This window comes from Acetobacter lovaniensis (genome assembly GCF_014207635.1).
GTDB lineage: Bacteria > Pseudomonadota > Alphaproteobacteria > Acetobacterales > Acetobacteraceae > Acetobacter > Acetobacter lovaniensis.
The window spans coordinates 114,276-129,225 of record NZ_JACHIE010000001.1; the positions used below are offsets into that span (position 1 = coordinate 114,276).

At 57.8% G+C, this 14,950-nt stretch carries 15 protein-coding genes; 9 read left to right on the forward strand and 6 right to left on the reverse strand.

What is annotated here, in order from left to right:
- Positions 1 to 37: 37 nt before the first annotated feature.
- The gene (locus tag HNR55_RS17165) at positions 38 to 733 is read right to left on the reverse strand and encodes a cold-shock protein (protein ID WP_166109894.1); all 696 of its coding nucleotides are present in this window, start codon (positions 731 to 733) and stop codon (positions 38 to 40) included.
- 27 nt (positions 734 to 760) lie between these two features.
- Here HNR55_RS17165 and HNR55_RS00520 point away from each other — a divergent pair, with 27 nt between their 5' ends.
- From HNR55_RS00520 to mltG, 9 genes are all read left to right on the forward strand, one after another.
- On the forward strand, positions 761 to 970 hold the full coding sequence (locus HNR55_RS00520; RefSeq protein WP_166109897.1) for a hypothetical protein: 210 nt from the start codon (positions 761 to 763) through the stop codon (positions 968 to 970).
- 554 nt (positions 971 to 1,524) lie between these two features.
- Complete coding sequence (locus tag HNR55_RS00525) at positions 1,525 to 1,902, forward strand: hypothetical protein (protein ID WP_242005370.1); 378 nt, start codon at positions 1,525 to 1,527, stop codon at positions 1,900 to 1,902.
- Positions 1,903 to 2,096: 194 nt separating this feature from the next.
- Positions 2,097 to 2,846: a glycine betaine ABC transporter substrate-binding protein gene (locus tag HNR55_RS00530; protein WP_166109901.1), complete on the forward strand. Its 750-nt coding sequence runs from the start codon at positions 2,097 to 2,099 to the stop codon at positions 2,844 to 2,846.
- A gap of 15 nt (positions 2,847 to 2,861) precedes the next feature.
- Positions 2,862 to 4,121 (forward strand): class I SAM-dependent methyltransferase, encoded by a 1,260-nt coding sequence (locus tag HNR55_RS00535; protein ID WP_166109904.1) that lies wholly within the window; start codon positions 2,862 to 2,864, stop codon positions 4,119 to 4,121.
- A gap of 368 nt (positions 4,122 to 4,489) precedes the next feature.
- The gene (gene fabD, locus HNR55_RS00540; RefSeq protein ID WP_166109907.1) at positions 4,490 to 5,434 is read left to right on the forward strand and encodes an ACP S-malonyltransferase; all 945 of its coding nucleotides are present in this window, start codon (positions 4,490 to 4,492) and stop codon (positions 5,432 to 5,434) included.
- 16 nt (positions 5,435 to 5,450) lie between these two features.
- Entirely contained in the window at positions 5,451 to 6,191 is a 741-nt protein-coding gene (gene fabG, locus HNR55_RS00545) for a 3-oxoacyl-[acyl-carrier-protein] reductase (RefSeq protein WP_166109909.1), read from the forward strand.
- A gap of 288 nt (positions 6,192 to 6,479) precedes the next feature.
- Positions 6,480 to 6,719 (forward strand): acyl carrier protein, encoded by a 240-nt coding sequence (locus HNR55_RS00550; RefSeq protein ID WP_025825175.1) that lies wholly within the window; start codon positions 6,480 to 6,482, stop codon positions 6,717 to 6,719.
- Positions 6,720 to 6,823: 104 nt separating this feature from the next.
- A complete protein-coding gene (gene fabF, locus HNR55_RS00555) occupies positions 6,824 to 8,092 on the forward strand; it encodes a beta-ketoacyl-ACP synthase II (protein WP_166109912.1) in 1,269 nt (422 codons plus the stop codon).
- Positions 8,082 to 9,116, forward strand: a complete 1,035-nt coding sequence (mltG, locus tag HNR55_RS00560) for an endolytic transglycosylase MltG (protein ID WP_184382491.1) — start codon at positions 8,082 to 8,084, stop codon at positions 9,114 to 9,116. Before fabF ends, mltG begins: the two co-directional genes overlap by 11 nt.
- A 46-nt stretch (positions 9,117 to 9,162) precedes the next feature.
- Here the strand turns inward: mltG and HNR55_RS00565 are convergent, their stop codons facing one another.
- From HNR55_RS00565 to HNR55_RS00585, 5 genes are all read right to left on the reverse strand, one after another.
- Entirely contained in the window at positions 9,163 to 10,002 is an 840-nt protein-coding gene (locus HNR55_RS00565; protein ID WP_166109917.1) for a lipid-binding SYLF domain-containing protein, read from the reverse strand.
- Between the two features lie 88 nt (positions 10,003 to 10,090).
- Positions 10,091 to 10,891 carry an inositol monophosphatase family protein gene (locus HNR55_RS00570; RefSeq protein WP_166109920.1) on the reverse strand — a complete coding sequence of 267 codons (801 nt, stop codon included), beginning with the start codon at positions 10,889 to 10,891 and terminating at the stop codon, positions 10,091 to 10,093.
- A 176-nt stretch (positions 10,892 to 11,067) separates the two neighbouring features.
- Positions 11,068 to 11,979, reverse strand: a complete 912-nt coding sequence (locus HNR55_RS00575) for a lysophospholipid acyltransferase family protein (protein WP_166109923.1) — start codon at positions 11,977 to 11,979, stop codon at positions 11,068 to 11,070.
- The gene (lpxK, locus tag HNR55_RS00580) at positions 11,976 to 12,953 is read right to left on the reverse strand and encodes a tetraacyldisaccharide 4'-kinase (protein ID WP_373318139.1); all 978 of its coding nucleotides are present in this window, start codon (positions 12,951 to 12,953) and stop codon (positions 11,976 to 11,978) included. Before lpxK ends, HNR55_RS00575 begins: the two co-directional genes overlap by 4 nt.
- Positions 12,954 to 12,955: 2 nt before the next feature.
- The gene (locus HNR55_RS00585; RefSeq protein ID WP_166109929.1) at positions 12,956 to 14,947 is read right to left on the reverse strand and encodes a glycosyltransferase N-terminal domain-containing protein; all 1,992 of its coding nucleotides are present in this window, start codon (positions 14,945 to 14,947) and stop codon (positions 12,956 to 12,958) included.
- Between the last annotated feature and the right edge of the window lie 3 nt (positions 14,948 to 14,950).

Genomic DNA, 14,950 nt, shown 5'->3' on the forward strand with positions numbered 1-14,950 from the left:
GGGGCTTTTTTGTTACTTACCGCTAAAAAGCAGTGCCTCAGGCAGAGGTCACTTCAGCAGCTTCCGGACCCTTCTGGCCCTGAACAACTTTAACGTTCACACCCTGACCTTCATTCAGGCCCGGCAGACCGGAACGTTCCAGAGCAGATGCGTGGATGAAGATGTCCTTGCCACCGCCTTCAGGCGTGATGAAGCCAAAGCCTTTAACAGCGTTGTACCACTTAACGGTACCACGCGTATCTTCAGCATCAGACAGGTCAGGAGCGGGGCGAGCAGCAGGGCGCGCACCAAAACCCGGACGACCACCAGCGGGGCTACGCGGACGCTCCGGCTGAGCCGTGCTTTCATCAACAGAGATGACTTCGGCAACCTGGCGACCCTTGGGGCCCTGACCAATGCGCACAACCAGCGTAGCGCCGGGGTTTACACCCTGAACACCAGCCTGAGACAGCGCGTTGGCGTGCAGGAACACATCGCCCGATCCATCAGCGAGTTCGACAAAGCCGAAGCCTTTTTCGCCATTGAACCACTTGACGGATGCACCCACTTCCGGGCCGGAAGCGATAACCTGCGGGCCACCAGCGGGACGACGCGGAGCAAACCCACCACGGTCACCGCCGCCACCACCATAAGCGGGGCGCTCACCGAAAGAAGGCATCGACATATAATTGTCGTCATCAAATCCGCCGCGGCGAGGAGAACGGGGGCTGCGGTCGGTCCTGTTACTTTTCAACGGTCTTGATCCTGGAGTGCGGAGAAGATGGAAACTTCTCCGGATATTGAAATACGGGCAAACTGCCAGAACGGGTTGACAGGATTACGTGCTTTGAACAAAAAGCCCATCATTCCCCCTCCTGAATATTGCAAACATGCCCAACGCATGCGTAGCACAGTCATCACCGTGCTGCTACAGCAAAGCATGAAAACCGCGCCCGCTTCACGCACTTTTCTTCATATCACAAATTTGTGACACTGAAGCCTTTTCGGGCCCATCCCACACCCCTCACACACATCCACAATGACCATGCACTGCACATAATCCTGCAACGGTGAGTGGGGTCATCTTAACGCCTATCCGGACAAGTTTATGGGGCAGGCACGAACTCCTCATGGAATCGCATAAAGCCTCTACCGCCAGCCCGCACTCAGCCCAGCCAGCACTGCAGTTCTCATCTTTGGGTAAAAGCACGTATCGCACTATACGCTTTTATTCAGGCAATCCCGACCAACCCGCAGCCAAGTTCGGGCAATCAGGCACACAATAACGGGCCACGCCCCTTCAATTCAGACTTTGGTGTTTGATTAGCGCTCACACAACGGCGCATCGCCCCCAAAATAGTGCATATTATTTGGGCACGTGATTTATTTTTGTGCATAAAATCTTATCAAATTTTGCATTTCTGTGTTTTTTTCGTCACTACCGCCTCAACCTGCCCGTTTATGAGGCGAAAGCGCCCTCTTTCCTGTAGCGCGGCAGGGAGTTTCGCCCTTACTCTCAAAATCAGAAAGAGCCACCGGGTTTTGATGTTAGGGGATACAGAACTTATGCTGCGCCAGCCGGAAACACAGAACGTCTGTCAGATCATCCCGTTCCAGATGGAAATCATGTGTCGCCACCGCGACTATCTGGACCGCTGGATTGCGGCCAGCCAGCCCATGGGTATCTGCGACGCCGATATTTTCCCTGCTGAAGAAAAACAGGCTGGTGTTTCATCCGGCTACGTTCTGGTGTGGGTGCGCGAAACATCAAACCCGGCCTACAAGGTTTACTCCCGCGGCAACCGCTGGATTGTCATGGACGCCGTGCGTGACAACACTCTGGGCCAGTTTGCCTCTTTTGCCGATGCCCTGAACATGATCCGCCCCGTTCTGCCGGTCAAACAGGATATTGTGGCCGCCTAAACGCCTCCAAGCCATTTTCTGGTGCTTTTCCGCCGCCATTCCCTTACCGGGGTGGCGGTTTTTCTTTACCCTGAACCTGACAAAATACCCGATGGAAGCAGATATTTCCATTTGAGGGATTGCCACTGCACTTTGCCGTGCGGCAAGGACAGGGCAGACATCTTGCTGTCCCGACTGATCCAGAGGAACCCGAAATGACATCCCTGACACTCGCCTATCCTGAGTCCACCATTCATGAGGCGACGGCGGCCACCATCATTCGGGTTCTCGAAGCCAACGATATTGAGCCCGAAATTGTAACCGGCCCCAAGCAGGCTCTGGCCGACCTGCTGCGCAAAGGGGAAATCGACATCTATGTTGCCGCATGGCTGCCGGATGAGGATTCCGACCTCCTCGGCACGGGCATCACGCAACTGGGCCGACTCTTCCAGCCCGAAGCCTGCTGCTGCATTTCGGACGAGAACAGCCCGCTCACATCCCTGAGCGATCTGGCGCAGGCAGGGCAGGGCATTACCCGTACGATTGTAACGCCCCAGTCCCTTGCCAGACGCATGGAGCAGGTTCTGCACACCTACAATCTGGCGGAAGCGGGTTTTACCCTTGACGTGCTCCCGGATGAAGAAGCTCTGGCAAGGCATAATGCGGCTCTCGGTGCCGAGCAGCCCAGCCTTCTGCCCCTGTTCCAACCCTGCTTCCTGTTCCATCAGGGAGGGCTGCGTATTCTGAATGACCCTCACAAAGCAATGGGCGGAGAGATGGAAGCAACCCTTCTGCTCCGCGATGGGCTGCGTGATGAGCTGGAAACAGATCTGGTGGATGAACTGGATGAACTGATGCTGAGCGCCAAAATCATCAGCGCCATGGACTATGCCATGCGGGTGGAAGGCATGAGTGCGGATGAAGCTGCCGAAGCATGGCAGCGCGGTAAGCTTCTGCCTCGCTAGATTAGGTGCCGGTCCATGACACAAAGCATAGCAGCGGATGACCGTGATGCCGGGCTAGCCGCCCAGTACGAGGCATACCCATACCCGGAGCGTGACCCGCAGGACGAAAACCGCCGCCTGCTCATTGGTAGCCCCAGCCACCTGCGCGAAGTGGACTACTGGATTTTTGGCGCACAACGCCCCCGCAGTCAGGCATTGCGGGTGCTGGTGGCCGGGTGCGGTACGGGCGATGGCGCGATTATGCTGGCAACACAGCTGGCACGGGTTGCGCGCCCGGCGGAAGTTGTCTGTCTGGACCGTTCAGAAAAAGCCCTTTCCATTGCGCAGGCCCGCGCCAAAGCCCGCTCACTGGACAATATCCGGTTCGTTAAGGGCTCCCTGACCGCGCTGAAATCGCTGGAACTGGGACTATTCGATTATATTGATTGCTGCGGCGTACTGCACCATCTGCCAGACCCGGTCGCGGCACTCCAGACTCTGGAGCACCACCTTGCCCCCCATGGCGGCATGGGGCTGATGGTTTATGCGCCCTATGGCCGTACCGGCGTGTACATGGTGCAGGACGCACTGGAAAAACTGACGCCACTCGCACAGTCACCGCAGGAACGGCTGGACGTGGCCCGCCGCGTCATGCGCACCCTGCCTGCAACGGCATGGCTGCACCAGAATGGTAATTTTGGGGATCATCTCTCAGGCGGGGATGCAGGGCTTTACGATCTGCTCCTCAACCCCAGAGACCGCTCCTACACCATTACCGATTTTTTGGCTCTTCTGGATCAGGCCGGGCTTGAACCCACGGCTCTTATGGAACCAGCGCGGTACGACCCGGGTCTCTTTTTGCCCGACCCACGCCTGCGTGCGCGCCTGTCCACCCTGCCTTGGCAGACACAGGCCGCCATTGCCGAGGACCTTGCAGGCAACATGGCAACGCATGTTGCCTATGTCGTGCGCAAACACGCAGCCCCTGAAAAACCTGATCCCCTGAATCCAGTGGCAGTGCCGATCATGCGCGAAATTCCAGGCGCGGAACTGGCCAGACAGATGACGCCCGATAACATGCTGCCCTTCCACTTTGGCACGCTTGTTGTGCCTATCCCGCTCCCGCCCCAGACCCGCGGCATTCTCCCCCTGATTGATGGAGAACGAACCGTGGGTGAACTGGCCGAGATTTTAGCCACACGCGGCGTGAACGCAGAAAAGTTCAAGCCTGTCTGGCAGGAAAGTTTTGGCATTCTGGAACGACTGAATCGCGTGCTGCTCCGCTCTCCAGCCTGAGCGTATGTGAGCGCATAATTTTACTCATCACATGCGCTCATACTCTTGCATGGCCACTGCTTCAGCACTGCCGGTCTGTATTTTGTTCCAAGCCCGGCTGGTTTGCCTGAACCCTGCGCACAAAAGCGTGCGGCGGCACATACAAATCCCTTGCAATACCGTGAACTGCCTCCCTCCTTCCGGTCTGGCGTATTGTGCCTCGTTAACGCAGAGCCTATTCTGCCCGCACTTTTGCCTGCCGGAAGGACAGAACCACTGGGCAGCATGCGGCCACCACGGCATAGATGGCCCGTTTTTTGCCGCGTTTTTTCCTTCCATTTTTTGCAATCTGTCCGCCTTTGGGCGTCGTTTTTGAAACAGTGAGTATCATGGCCGTTTACGCATTTATTTTTCCCGGACAAGGCAGCCAGTCCGTAGGCATGGGACAGGAACTTGCTGACGCTTTTCCCGCCGCACGTGCAGTTTTTCAGGAAGTTGACGATGCTCTGGGCGAACATCTGTCAAAAACGATTTTTGAAGGTCCGATAGAAACCCTGACCAGCACCGAAAATGCCCAGCCTGCACTCATGGCTGTTTCCATGGCAGTTCTGCGCGTGCTGGAACAGGATGGCGGCCTGGATCTGGCGGGCCGCGTAAGCCTGCTTGCCGGACATTCACTGGGTGAGTACGCGGCTCTCGCGTCGGGTCGGGCTTTTGACGTTGCACAGGCCGCCCGGCTGCTGCGCCTGCGCGGGCAGGCCATGCAACGCGCGGTCCCCGCGGGGGAAGGCGGCATGGCAGCACTTATTGGTGTCACGCTGGCTCAGGCGGAAGAGGTCTGCACCCGCGCAAGTGAGAACGGCAGCACGGAAATCGCCAACGACAATGGCGGCGGCCAGATTGTAATTTCGGGCAAAATGACCGGGATTGATGCCGCCATTGCCATAGCAAAGGAAATGGGGATCAAGCGCGCGGTCAAGCTCCCCGTTTCCGCCCCATTCCATTCCTCACTCATGAAGCCCGCTGAAGACGCCATGGCCGAAGCACTGGCCAAGGCGGATATTGCCGCATCGGTTGTGCCCGTGATCGCCAATGTGACCGCGGAGCGTGAAACTGATGTGGACACGATTCGCAGCAATCTGGTCCAGCAGGTAACCGGACGTGTCCGCTGGCGCGAAAGCGTGGCCACCATGACCGGTCTGGGCGTTGATACGTTTGTGGAAATCGGGGCAGGCAAGGTTCTGTCCGGTCTGGTACGACGCATTGACCCCGAAGTTTCGACCCTTTCCATCGGCACCCCGGCGGATATCGAAACCTTTCTGAAATCCCTCTAAAGCAGGTTTACACAACATGTTCCGACTGGATGGAAAAACCGCACTCGTAACGGGTGCTTCTGGTGGCATTGGCAGCGCCATTGCCAAAACGCTGCATGCTCAGGGCGCCAAAGTTGTTCTGTCTGGCACGCGTGAGGCCGTTATCCGCGAACTGGCGGAAGAACTGGGGCAGGGGGCGTTTTATGCCGCAGCCAACCTGAGCGAACCATCGGAAGCGGACGCCCTGATTGCAAAAGCAGAAGACGTTGCTGGCGCACCGCTGGATATTCTGGTCAATAATGCGGGCCTCACGCGTGACATGCTCGCCCTGCGCATGAAGGACGAGGACTGGAATCAGGTTCTTAATGTTGACCTTGCAGCCCCGTTCCGCCTGTGCCGGGCCACACTCAAGGGCATGCTGCGCCGCCGGGCAGGGCGCATTGTCAATATTGCCTCTGTTATTGGCACAACCGGCAATGCCGGGCAGGCCAATTATGCCGCAGCCAAGGCTGGCATGGTGGGCATGAGCAAATCCCTGGCGCAGGAGGCCGGCTCGCGCGGGGTCACGGTCAACGTGGTGGCTCCGGGCTTTATTGTCACCCCCATGACAGACGTGCTGCCAGATGCACAGAAGGAAAAGCTTCTGTCCTCCATTCCGCTCGCGCGCCTTGGCCAGCCGGAAGATATTGCGTCCGCCGTGCTGTATCTGGCATCGGATGAGGCTCGGTGGGTAACCGGCGCTACGCTGCATGTTAACGGCGGTATGGTGATGGCCTGAGCACACGAAAAGCATATGCACCGCTAGAACAGGTGGTGCAAAATGCTTTAAGATGTGCCACACATGCAGCGCAACCATGCTGTTTTGGGCTTTCGACAGATGTATTTGTCCGGTTTGCCTTGGCGTGGAGAGATAAAACGTGCTAATCGCGCGCAACACCTTACTGCTGGGCCGGAATGGGGCGGGCATCTGCCACCCGGTTCTCTGCCAGTGACAAGGTCCGTCGCGGATTAAACACCTGAACAACCTGCCATTTTCGGTAGGCAGGCATATGGGATAGAAAGACAGATGAGCGAAATCGCTGATAAGGTTAAAAAAATCGTGGTCGAGCATCTCGGCGTCGAGGAAAGCAAGGTCACACCGGAAGCGTCTTTCATTGACGATCTGGGCGCAGACAGCCTTGACACCGTTGAGCTGGTGATGGCGTTTGAAGAAGCCTTCAATGTCGAAATCCCTGAAGATGCCGCTGAAAAAATCACCACGGTGAAAGACGCCATCGACTATATCGAAAAGCAGAAAGCCGCCTGATTTCAGGCCATTGCCTTAAATTACAGGATTATGGTCCCTCAGATGGCTGGGGGACCAGATATGTGTCGAATGGGGAGCGGGCTGGTTTGTTGCTTTCGGCCGGAATGAATTCTGGACGGAGACGCGTTGTCGTCACCGGCATGGGCATCGTCGGGCCTCTCGGCCTCGGTGTCGAAAACGTATGGTCACGTCTGATCGCAGGCGAGAGCGGGATTGGTAAAATCACGCAGTTCGATGCGAGTGATCTGCCTGCACAGGTTGCAGGGGAAGTCCCCGAGGGGCCGCGGGAGGAAGGTAAACTCACGCTATCCGAGTGGGTGCCAACCAAAGACCAGCGCAAGATGGACCGCTTTATCCATATGGGGCTTGTTGCCGCAACGGAAGCGGTCGAGGACTCCGGCTGGAAACCTCAGACCGAAGAAGAGAAATGCCGTACCGGGGTTATGATCGGTTCTGGCATTGGTGGCCTGCAAACCATCTATGACGCCTCCATTACCGTGCATGAAGGACGGGCAAAGCGACTGTCGCCGTTTTTCATTCCTTCTGCCCTGATCAATCTTGTATCCGGGCACGTTTCCATCAAATACGGTTTTCAGGGGCCCAACCATTCGGTTGTGACCGCCTGCGCAACTGGCGTTCATGCCATTGGTGACGCAGCCCGCCTGATCATGTTCGGCGATGCTGACGTTATGGTTGCCGGTGGAGCTGAAGCTACGGTGTGCCCGCTGGGTATCGCCGGGTTCTGCTCTGCCCGCGCCCTTTCCACAGGCTTTAATGCAACACCGCAGCAGGCTTCCCGCCCGTGGGACAAAGACCGTGATGGCTTTGTCATGGGCGAAGGCTCGGGCATTGTTGTGCTTGAAGAATACGAGCACGCCAAAGCCCGTGGTGCCAAAATCTATGGTGAAGTTATCGGTTACGGCATGTCCGGCGATGCCTACCATATTACGGCACCCTCGGAAGGGCATTACGGTGCTTACCGCGCCATGCGCTCCGCTCTGCAAAGTGCGGGCCTGACTACGGCCGACATCAACTACGTGAATGCCCATGGCACATCGACCATGGCGGATGATCTTGAGCTGGAAGCCGTGGAACGTCTGTTTGGTGATGACGCCAAAAAGCTGGCCATGTCTTCCACCAAATCGGCTACGGGCCATCTGCTCGGCGCGGCTGGGGCGATAGAGGCCATTTTCTCCATTCTTGCCATCCGGGATAACGTGGCACCGCCCACGCTTAATCTGGACAATCCTTCGCGCGAGAGTGTGATCGACCGCGTGGCGCATACAGCGCAGCAGCGTCCGATCAACGTTGCCCTGTCCAACAGCTTTGGGTTTGGCGGGACAAATGCCAGCCTGATCGTGCGTGGCGTCTAAACGTAAAAAAACATCATCTCCTCCTTCAGACCGTAGTAAACTTTCCAGTTTTCTCAAGTGGTCTGGGGGAGGCGTTTTTGTTCTTGTGGCAGGCATGGGGCTTACCGCCTTTTCAGGCTGGCAAAGCTATACCAGCCCCGGACCATTATCCACTGATCAGGATATTGTGGTCCCTCACGGCAACTATGCCACGACCTTATCTGCCCTACAAAATGCAGGCGTTGTTCCCACAAACTGGTGGAGCAGCCGGGTCTTTTCAATCGCTCTTGTCCTGACCCGTCGGGATGGACAACTGCATGCGGCGGAATTGCACTTCCCCGCCTATGCCTCCATCGAACAGACATTATGGATTTTGCGGCACGGCAAGCCTGTCCAGCATAAGCTGACCATCCCCGAAGGGCTGACAGCATGGCAGATTCAAACCCTGATCCAGGCTGCGCCGTTATTAACGGGGGACACGCCTCTACCTGAGGAAGGAAGCACTCTTCCGCAGACCTATACCTATCTGCGCAACAGTTCTCGCAAGGACCTGCTGGTCCATATGCAAACCAGCATGGCGCAGACATTAAAACAGGTCTGGGCAGAAAGAGAGAGCGGTTTACCTCTGAGCAACCCGCAAGAACTGCTTACACTGGCTTCTGTTATTGAAAAAGAAACCGCCCAGCCAGATGAACGCCCATCGGTCGCCCGTGTCTTTTACAACCGCCTGCAAAAGAACATGAAGTTACAGACGGACCCTACGGTAATCTACGCCATTACGCAGGGGAAACCACCGCTGGACCGACCTTTGACCCACACGGACCTCCAGACGGTCAGCCCTTACAACACCTATGTTTACACTGGCCTGCCACCGGGACCGATCTGCTCCCCCGGCAAGGCTGCGCTTGAGGCTGCGGCTCACCCTGCAAAAGGCGATATGCTGTATTTTGTGGCAAATGGTACGGGGGGACATAATTTTGCGGCCACATTGGGTGACCACAATCATAACGTCCTGCTGTTACGCAAACAGAAAACCAGCCACTAACACCACAAGGCGTAGAGTGGCTGGGGCAATCTGAGCGAGTATGGTGTTAACGGGAGCCTGAACGGGCGGGGGAAAGATTTTCCTGCACGATCCCGCCACTTGGGGCGGTTACACCTGTGCTGTCACTATCAATGCCATCCGTCGCCGGAACTGCTGCACGAGACGCTGCTGAGGGAGCGGTCTGCGCTCTGCGGGCATAACGCATCAGAATGCTGCGCAGCGGGTCCGCATCCGGGTTGTTCACACGCATGCTTACAACAATATCTTCCGGGCCAACGCTTTGCTTGTAATACGCCCGGTTTTCATCACTGTTAACGGTCAGTTTGCTCCCACCGAGTGATGCCCCGGCAAAAACGCCCTGAGACTTCTGTGCAACCAGAATATCCGTATTACTGGCACCAGCATTGGAACTGGCAACAGCAGAACTCATATTGGCAAAAGAGGCACCTGCATTGGTACCAAACTGGAACTGGCTGTCCAGAAGCGCCTGAAGGCCACGATCAGTCATGATGAAGAAAACGATCTGGGAACTCTGCACGCCAAACTGGATGCCAAAGGACGCAGAACTCAGCTTGTAAAAGGCCGGGTCTGACCAGGATCCACGCGCATCTTTTGCCAGCAGCACGCAATCCCCATGCGCACCGCCAAAAGCGATGGACATCCGGAACATGGACGGACAGACCATAACCGCGCGCGCCTTGGCCAGATTGCTCACCAAGGCGCTCTGGCCGGTTGCGCCCAGAAAAATATCCTGCACAGTCAGGGCCGCTTTATCAACAGTGGCCTGCGCGGTGTCCGCTGCCTGTGCATACGCCCCCGCGCCGGAAGCCAGCATGGTTGCGGCCAGAACCAGAGAAACTGAAGACAGTCGTTTAAAGAAATGCATTCCGGGTTTCTCCACGATAAGTCCGGTAAATTGGCGTGTAAAAAAGCATGCTTTTGTGGCGCGAGAAAGGCCAGTTTTTGTTTTGTTTTTATTCCAGCGGAATGGACACAGCCTTGGCCAGTACAGGGCCAATATGCGGGTTGGCTGCCAGAATGGTCGCCCCACCTGTTAACCCGCCATTTTGCAGGAAGGGGGAAACAACCGCCCCGGCTTCGGCCAGCAGGGGCAGGGCTGCTGCCACGTCCCACAGGTTGATAACAATTTCGATGTAGCCATCAAGCCGACCGCTGGCCACATCGGCCAGCGCCAATGCGCCGCATCCGCCTGAACGGGGCATGGTGCCCAGTTCCATAATAGCGTCCATCTTGTCCATGAACACGGGTTTGGGCACACGACCACTCCACCCCATTTCGATCATGGAGCGGGCTGGGTCCTTTATGGGGGAAGCCTTGATGGGCTTCCCGTTCAAAAAAGCTCCGTATCCACGTAACGCCGTATAAACCTCGCCCAATGCCGGGGCGTCGATGACACCGGCCACGGGTTCATCCCCGTCCATCAGGCCGAGGGAGACACACCACCGGCAGCGGCCACGGGCGTAATTGGACGTGCCATCAATCGGGTCCACAACCCAGCGCAGACTCCCTGTGCGGCTTACGCCACCTTCCTCCCCCTGAAAGCCATCTTCGGGAAAAAGAGCCTGCATGCGCTGTGCAATAAAGGCCTCGACCGCACCATCAGTTTCCGTCAGCCAATCCTGTGCGGACTTGAGTTCCCCCTGTGGTCCGCCCGGCGGTGGCCGCATGGACATGGCCAGTTGAGCGGCATCATGCACAACAGCCCGGGCGGCTTCCAGTCGGTAGGCTAGGGCGGGGCTGGGGAGGGCTGGCATGGGAATGGCTACTCCAACAAAAATTCACATGCGGCCACCATACCGCCAAGCCCGTGGCAGGGCGACCCGCTTTGTGCGTCATCCGTTTGCATGTCAGATATTTTTATAAACAGCTTTTGTGGCAGCCCATCTATGGCAGCAATCACCCGAACTACACGACCTTGCGGCAACGCCTCTTAACGGTACAGCTCTTTAGCCCAGCGCCTGTGCAACCAGAGCCAGCTTGATGGATTTTTACGGATCCATTCTTCTAAGCGGTTATTCACCATCTGCACCAGTATCTGCAAATCCTGCCGTTTATCCCCTGTATCGGGGAGTTCCAGAGGCGCTTCCACAACAATACGCAAGCGGGCAGGCCCCAGACGTTCCACATAACCGGGAATAACCGGGCAGCGGTAACGTAACGCCATGGCGGCAAGTGCTGGAGCAGTCATGCTCGGGCGATTGAAAAATGTGGCTTCAATCCCGTCGTTCATTTTCTGGTCCACCAGCATGCCCACACGCCCTCCGCCAGACACATAGGCCAAGGCTCCCCGAGCGCCCTTTGCCCCTTTGGCAAAAAGGGGAACAGGCGTATCGCCCATGGCTTTGTTCCGCAGCGAACGGAGCAGGGCGTCAACCAGCGGGTTAGCCGCAGCACGGTAAAAAGATGCAAAAGGCGTGCCATGCCGCGCCACGGCGGGAGGCAGCATTTCCCAGTTACCAATATGGCCTGATACGAACAGAACAGGCCCACCCCGCAACGCCTGCTGCGCCAGATATTCTGCTCCCTGCACCTCAAACCCCGGTCCTGCGGGAGTGTTCTCCTGCAAGGCAGCAAGATGTGGCAGTTCGCCTATGGTCCGGCCCAGATTTTCCCACACACCGCGTATAATCCGCCTGTGGTCCTGATGATCCAGTTCCGGCATGGCCAGTTCCAGATTACGCCTGATAATCCGCGATGTAGGAAGCCACGGGCCAAGAGCCCGGCACAACAGGCCAAGCAGGCTGGAAGAATGGTCCGGGCGCAAACGCTCCAGCAGCCACAGCAGGGCAAATGCTACCCAGGCTTCCAGCCGATAACGTACGGCCACGCTCCGGGCCTTCATGCCGGGGAGGCCAGAAACATATCCAGCAGGCGTTCGGGCACCGTTGGGTCCTGCCAGACCAGCCGCACACCCACCTCAACCACATTTTTACGAAAATCGGGAGGCAGGCGCATGGCATCCTTGGGGGTTGTAACAAGTTCTGCGTCCAGCCCGTTGGCCAATGCCAGAAGCCGCTCGATATCACGCAGTTTATACGCGTAATGGTCGGGGTAAGGAAGGGCGCGAACAAGGCTTAGACCAGCCCCCCGCAAACCCTTAAAAAACTTCTCCGGCCGACCAATGCCAGCAAACGCCACACATGGGCGGTTTACAACGCCTGGTGGAATAGCACACTGTTCCAGATCAGCCCATAAAACGGGCAGGGCAGCCGTATGCTCCACGGCTCCGGTCTGGTCCGCCCCGATCACCAGCAGTGCATCGGCTCGGACCAGAGCATCTCCAACCCTCTCACGCAGTGGCCCCGCGGGGAGGACGTGCCCGTTCCCAAACCCCACGGCCCCATCCACAACCAGAAGCGAGACGGTTTTCTGCAAAGACGGGTTTTGAAACCCATCATCCATAATCAGGCAATCTGCCCCGGCCTGCACGGCATGGCGTGCGGTAACACTACGGTCCCCGCCAACCCAGACGGGGCAGTACTCCGCCAGCAATAACGGTTCATCCCCCACCTGCCGCGCAGTATGCCGGGCAGGGTTAACCCGGATGCCATTAGCCTCGCGCCCGCCGTAACCACGCGTCAACACATGCGGGTTACGCCCCCGCGCGCTCAGGCGCTGCACCAGATCAATAACCACCGTGGTTTTGCCCACCCCCCCCACACTCACATTGCCGCAGCACAAGACCGGCACGGGAGCCTGCCAGCCCGACCTGCGCATTCTGCGGCGTGCAATGCCCGCAACACCCCAAGCCAGAGGCGCGAGCAGCGTGGGCCAGAAGCAGGCCTGAGGATTACCCCAGAATGCAGGGGGGGTCAGCCTTACCATATGAGTTCCAGAATCTGGTGGGCCAGATCATCGGGCATGGTTGCGTTAACCGTTGCCACGGCCTGCGCCTGGTGTGCCAGCACTGCCCGCTCCTCAGGGCAGGAGAGCATCCGTACAACCCATGCGGCCAGAGACTGCTCATCCTGCACAACCTGCACACACTCATGCAGTGCCTGATAGGCCTCCTCAAAATTTTGGACCCGCGGGCCCGTTGCCACCACACAGCCAAGGCGTGCGGGCTCAAACGGGTTATGTCCTCCACCGGGGCAGACAGGCAGGCTGTTGCCAATAAAGGCACAATCCCCCAGCTTGAAGAATAGTCCCAGTTCGCCCAGCGTATCACACACCCAAAAAGCATCCCGCTCTGTGGGGAGAGCATTCTGTGCCCGCCTTGGCGCTGAGTTTAAACGGGATGCGATGTCTGCCCCGCGCTCGGGGTGGCGCGGCACAATAATGCTCAGCAGGTTGGGGTATGTCTGGCGAATAATGTGTGCTGCACGCGCTATGACCTCCTCCTCCCCCGCATGGGTGGAGGCGGCTACAAACACAGGACGTTCCCCTATGACTGCCCGCAAATCGGCCAGAACCTGAGCATCCACCGGCAAAGGAGGGGCAGCGGTTTTCAGGTCTCCCGGAGAGAGTTGTGAGTTCGCTCCCAAAGACCGCAGGCGCTGTGCATCCTCCTCCGTCCGGGCCGAAACCCATGCAAACGGGGCCAGCATGCGTTGCGCAACACCGGGCACACGCTGCCAGAACCGGAAGGACGATGCAGACATCCGCCCGTTGACCAGCACAACAGGCAGGTTACGGGCGTGGCATGCCCCCAGTACCGTGGGCCACAACTCACTCTCGGTAAAAACAGCGGCCTGTGGAGCCCAATGGTTTAAAAACCGCTGGCACCACCTTGGCACATCCAAGGGCATGAACTGGTGTACAACCCGGTCGTGCGCAAAACGCTGCGCCACAATGGTACTGGCTGTAACCGTGCCCGTTGTCACCAGTATAGTGATATGTGCGTTCTGCCGCAGGCAAGCCTGCACCAGCGGCAGAATAGACAAGGCCTCTCCCACGCTGGCGGCATGAAACCACAAGAGTTTGCCAGACGGGCGAGGGCAGGCGGCAAAACCCATTTTTTCACGCACTCGTCCGGCAACTTCCTTCCCCTTGCTCTGCCGCCAGCGCAGATAAAGTGGAAGAACTGGTGCCAGCAATGCCCCCACACCGTTCCATATCTGCGAAGGGCATGTGACCTGCGGCCTGAGAGCAATATGCCCGGCGGTTGCGTGCTGCTGCTCCACCTGAGCCTGCTCCATAAGGTTGTTCATGTGGGTTTGCAGGTTAAAGGCCGGGTCCTGCTTCTGGCAATCCGGGGTAGGCCATAAAGGTGCACCGCTCACAAACACACCGCGCCCGAAAGGAAGGGGGAAAAACATTTTATCCCATGATTTAAGCCGTATGGCCCGGCAGGATGCCCCCATGGGAATAACAGGTTTGCCCACCAGCCGCGCCAGCGCTTCGGCCCCCTGCTGTGTCTGCCTGCGTGGCCCACATGGCCCGTCGGGAGTTATGGCAACCAGACAGCCATGCAGCAGGCTGGCGCGCATACGCAGCATGGCCGCAGCGCCCCCCTTGCTTTTGCCTCTTGTATTTGATGAACCGGCTATGGACCAGATCCGCCACGGCGCAACCACATCGGCTATTACCCGGCCATCGCTGTTGCGGCTCACCAGAACCCGCAGATGCACTGCGGGATTCTGGCGCTCCACCCACCACCACAGGGCGGGAGTCAGAAGCAACACCTCATGCCAGAAAACAACAACGGCCGTCCGCCCCTCCTGACTGGTCAGGTAAAGGTAGGATTGCGGGTCAATTCTGAAGGTCCATCGCGTGGTCCGCAATGCGAACCCGAGGTAGGCCCGGATGGCCCCCACAGCAATGGAACGAAAAAGCCCGCGTACACTCTTCCACACCCTTGCCACAGCCATGCT

Coding starts and splice junctions, on each gene's coding strand:
- HNR55_RS00585 (WP_166109929.1), bottom strand. CDS start 14,947: ATGGCTGTGGCAAGGGTGTGGAAGAGTGTACGCGGGCTTTTTCGTTCC.
- HNR55_RS00550 (WP_025825175.1), top strand. CDS start 6,480: ATGAGCGAAATCGCTGATAAGGTTAAAAAAATCGTGGTCGAGCATCTC.
- HNR55_RS00520 (WP_166109897.1), top strand. CDS start 761: ATGGAAACTTCTCCGGATATTGAAATACGGGCAAACTGCCAGAACGGG.
- fabG (WP_166109909.1), top strand. CDS start 5,451: ATGTTCCGACTGGATGGAAAAACCGCACTCGTAACGGGTGCTTCTGGT.
- HNR55_RS00535 (WP_166109904.1), top strand. CDS start 2,862: ATGACACAAAGCATAGCAGCGGATGACCGTGATGCCGGGCTAGCCGCC.
- HNR55_RS00530 (WP_166109901.1), top strand. CDS start 2,097: ATGACATCCCTGACACTCGCCTATCCTGAGTCCACCATTCATGAGGCG.
- HNR55_RS00525 (WP_242005370.1), top strand. CDS start 1,525: ATGTTAGGGGATACAGAACTTATGCTGCGCCAGCCGGAAACACAGAAC.
- HNR55_RS00575 (WP_166109923.1), bottom strand. CDS start 11,979: ATGAAGGCCCGGAGCGTGGCCGTACGTTATCGGCTGGAAGCCTGGGTA.
- fabF (WP_166109912.1), top strand. CDS start 6,824: ATGAATTCTGGACGGAGACGCGTTGTCGTCACCGGCATGGGCATCGTC.
- HNR55_RS00565 (WP_166109917.1), bottom strand. CDS start 10,002: ATGCATTTCTTTAAACGACTGTCTTCAGTTTCTCTGGTTCTGGCCGCA.
- HNR55_RS00570 (WP_166109920.1), bottom strand. CDS start 10,891: ATGCCAGCCCTCCCCAGCCCCGCCCTAGCCTACCGACTGGAAGCCGCC.
- fabD (WP_166109907.1), top strand. CDS start 4,490: ATGGCCGTTTACGCATTTATTTTTCCCGGACAAGGCAGCCAGTCCGTA.